5 protein-coding genes are annotated in these 3,785 nt (G+C 29.5%); all 5 read right to left on the bottom strand.

From position 1 onward, the window contains the following. Nucleotides 1-91: 91 nt before the first annotated feature. Nucleotides 92-604 carry a signal peptidase I gene (gene lepB / locus M44_RS18665; protein ID WP_420167130.1) on the bottom strand — a complete coding sequence of 171 codons (513 nt, stop codon included), beginning with the start codon at nucleotides 602-604 and terminating at the stop codon, nucleotides 92-94. A gap of 121 nt (nucleotides 605-725) precedes the next feature. Continuing rightward, nucleotides 726-1,289: an ABC transporter ATP-binding protein gene (locus M44_RS18660; protein WP_010176129.1), complete on the bottom strand. Its 564-nt coding sequence runs from the start codon at nucleotides 1,287-1,289 to the stop codon at nucleotides 726-728. 98 nt (nucleotides 1,290-1,387) lie between these two features. Further along, a complete protein-coding gene (locus M44_RS28605; protein WP_010176127.1) occupies nucleotides 1,388-2,137 on the bottom strand; it encodes a hypothetical protein in 750 nt (249 codons plus the stop codon). Next, entirely contained in the window at nucleotides 2,109-2,585 is a 477-nt protein-coding gene (locus M44_RS28600; protein WP_010176126.1) for a hypothetical protein, read from the bottom strand. Before M44_RS28600 ends, M44_RS28605 begins: the two co-directional genes overlap by 29 nt. Nucleotides 2,586-3,010: 425 nt before the next feature. Further along, nucleotides 3,011-3,502, bottom strand: a complete 492-nt coding sequence (locus M44_RS28595) for a hypothetical protein (RefSeq protein ID WP_010176122.1) — start codon at nucleotides 3,500-3,502, stop codon at nucleotides 3,011-3,013. Between the last annotated feature and the right edge of the window lie 283 nt (nucleotides 3,503-3,785).

Here is a 3,785-nt window from a genome sequence, read left to right as displayed (position 1 = left end):
TTCCCTATCCTAACAGAGGGGCTTCCCTCCCCCAATCTCAATTATATTCACTACTTTAAAGGAATCTTTATCAACTACCAATAACGATCATTTATTGAATGATTTTGATTTCATTTAAAGGCCAATAAACAACATTTGCCTTTCCAACAATTTCATCTACAGAAATGAAACCGATATTGCGACTGTCTAGACTATTACGCCGGTTGTCTCCTAATACAAAATAATGTCCATCTGGCACTACTTTACTAAGGGTGGAGGGCATTGTTTTTATATTAAATTCATCAGTAAGTACGTCACCTTTTACAAGAGCTTTCTTTTGACTATCTAAATAAATCTCATTGTACTTTTCACCATTTATATATAATTGGTCATCTATGTATTCTACATAATCACCTGGAAGTCCTATAATACGTTTAATATATTTGGACCCTCCTTTAGACTTGAATATTAATATATCAAAACGTTCTAGATCATTTAGTTTATGTCCAATTTTATCTGCTATGATTCTATCTCCATCATGCAGTGTTGACATCATCGAGTCGCCCATAACTACAACAGGAGTAAATATAAATTGACGTAATAATAAAATAAAAAAACTATTAATATTAAGGATAAAGCGCCTCTTTTTTGTAATCTTTCTTTATATTCATTCAGCATCTTCTTATTCATTAACACAATCCCCTTATTAAAGATCTAGAAGTTATTCAATTTCAACTGGATGACAATCAACATACTTTTCCATCAACTATATTGATAATCCCATCACATTGTCTTGCAACATTGTTGTCATGTGTAACAATTAAAATCGTTTTATTCTGTTCTTCGTGAATCCTTTTAAAAATATCTAAAACATTCTGACCCGTGCGTTGATCTAACGCACCTGTAGGTTCATCAGCTAAAATTATATCAGGATTATTAATTAATGCTCTAGCTATTGCCACACGTTGTCGTTGTCCGCCGGAAAGATTATATGCATATTCAGATGATTTGTCTTTCATACCAAGCATGTCAAGCATTTCTAGCACTCTTTGTTTTTTGTTCCTTTTGTTATTACTATATAGAATAGGGATTTCTACATTCTTAATAACGCTGTATTCTTCTATAAGTGCAAAATCTTGTAGAACAAAACCAAAGTGTCGGTTTCGTATTGTAGATAACTTTCTAGGATTAAGAGAGTGTATTTCTTTCTTTTGCAACTTATATGTACCCGTGCTTGGTACATCTAGACAACCAAGGATATTCATTAATGTTGATTTCCCTGATCCTGACGGCCCCATAATTGCTAACATACTACCTTCTTCTATTTTCAGGTTAATATTTTCAAGAGCGATTACTTCATTTGATTTTGACTTATTAAATATTTTGAAATATTACTTAGCTCAATCATTTATTCTTTTCTCCTTAATATGTCACTTATCTGTAAATTAAAAAGTTTCACAAAGCTAGGAATACATGTTATTAAACAAACCATTAATACAAACCCAGAAACAGCTAATAGAATTGAGGATTGGCTGGTCACTATAAAAGAACAAATAAAGGAAAGAATCCAAACAATAAATATTTGAAAAAATATCCTTAAGGAAATATCTGTCCTATTTCCACCACAAAAAATATGAATACTAAATTCTCTTAAGTTTTTTCTAACAAATTCTAATGTGTTAATAATAACTAATGAGATAGCAAAAATAATTATCCATATTGATATATATAGAAATACACCTACAGATTTTTGAGTGTCCATCTCCATATATTTTGAAACACCTTTAACACTATTAAATTTATAATTAAAAATTTCGGAGTTTTCTGTGATTTTTCTTAAATTATATATATCACTATTATTCTTAGTTATGATTGTTGCATTTTCTAGGTAGGTTTCATATGAGTAATTTCCATTTACATGCAAATCATCAAAAGTTGTAACGTCCATTGGTATTAATATCATATCATTTACATCTATAACGCCTTCACCAGATGAAATATCAACATAACTTTGTCCATCTTCTAAAAAACCAATAACCTTATATTTTAAGTTATCAGAATTCACAAACTCATCATTAATATTCATAAACTTTTGATAAGAGTGACCAAGTACAACCGGTATACTTTCATTAATTGAATATTCCCAGTTTGAATACAAAAAAATTACCTTTTGATAAAGATAAGTCAAATACATCAATAAAATTATGTGTTATAGCTAGGGTTTTATAAGCCTCAACCTTATTTGGTCCAAATTGTATTTCCGTAGAAAGAGAATTTCTTGGGATATTTTCTATTTCTATAAAATCTTTAACAACAGAAAAGATTATATAATTTTCACTTTCATTGACATAAGAAAATAAATCATTCATTATACTCTCTTCATAATCACCACCTACAACCATTTCTTTCTCTGCAAGTGATACATAATAAACATCGGAAATATCAAATGTATTAGACAGATAGTTAAATGCCTCTTCCTTTTTGTACATTAATGAAAAACATTCAGTAAGTAACAATGTGACAATAGTTATCTGAGTAAAAAACAAAATATAATAAAGCTTGTTTCTCCATATATCTTCTAGTGCATATTTTAATTGAGTTAACATGATCCTACCTCATTATCCGGATTAATTGTTTCTTCTGTTTTATAAACAACATCGGGAATGTGTAAAATATATCCATAATAAAAAATAGAATTATTCCTACAATGACTGATTCAAAACGAAACACAGTATTATATGGTAATATATGCAAAATGTTGGTGATTAAAAAAGTTATTGAACTTCCCAACATGATACCTAATAATCGAATGCCTAACATATTACCGTAAACTTTTAATAGTAAACCTGTTTCTCCAGCTCCTGATAATCTCCTAACAAACATCTCCCTCTTATACTTTTCTACCCATGAAAGTATTATAGTAAATCCTGATACAAAGAGCAGCGCACTTGTACCAAGAAATATAATAAGCGCATAACTTTGGTTTAATAAACTATGTAACCAGTTTATTTTGATCTCTTCATATGAAAATTCAATAGTAGCATTCTTTTTTTTGAATTGTAGTTAATAAACCATGTATTATAGATTCACTTTTTTCTCCAGCGTCTAAATAATACTCTCCCGTTATTGCTCCATCTGGACTTTCTGCTAAAAACGTCTTAAGATTAGCTATTATATTTGTATAGTTATCAATGTAACCAGCTACTTCATATTCTCTACCATTAAAATAAAAATAATTTTTTCCGTTTCTAACAATTTGATCATCTTTGTTCCAAACATTAATATAAGCTGCTCCTTGTTCTACGCTATATATAGAAGTTTTTTCATTAGAAAAACTTAATCTACTTGCTTCTTGCGGAATGTTTTTATAAATGGTAAAATTTTCGGTCTGTTTAGTTAACCATGATAGTAGGTCTTGATTTGAGAAATTTGTTTCCACCTCTAGATCTTTAGGGTGAATATAAATCCTATATGTATCTTTATTAATACTATTTGTAATCTGTTCTTCTACAGATAAAGTCATTGATATTCCACCAGATACTGTTCCAAATACAATAAATGTAAAAAAAGAGGGAGCCAAGATTTTTTCATTATTCTAAACATAATATTCACTTTCCTTCGCTTCTTTGGCATAATTGAAAATAACTCTGCCTTCAAAGACAGAATAGATAATTATACCTTGATAAAGTAGATAGTCTTACAATTCAATTCTTTAGCTGACTATAAACTAACTTTATTATAGTTTACTCACTTTAGGGGGCGTCGAATAATGTTATATCTCAATAATAAGGGAGTCGTGGGGACGG

Origin of the sequence: Bacillus coahuilensis m4-4, assembly GCF_000171615.1 — a bacterium.
GTDB lineage: Bacteria > Bacillota > Bacilli > Bacillales > Bacillaceae_K > Bacillus_T > Bacillus_T coahuilensis.
Note: the sequence above shows the minus strand (reverse complement) of the source record. Positions and strands in the feature narration are given on the sequence as shown.

Excerpts from the sequence above, each read along its gene's own strand:
- M44_RS18660 (WP_010176129.1), bottom strand. The coding sequence starts at position 1,289 with ATGTTAGCAATTATGGGGCCGTCAGGATCAGGGAAATCAACATTAATG.
- M44_RS28595 (WP_010176122.1), bottom strand. The coding sequence starts at position 3,502 with ATGACTTTATCTGTAGAAGAACAGATTACAAATAGTATTAATAAAGAT.
- M44_RS28600 (WP_010176126.1), bottom strand. The coding sequence starts at position 2,585 with ATGTTAACTCAATTAAAATATGCACTAGAAGATATATGGAGAAACAAG.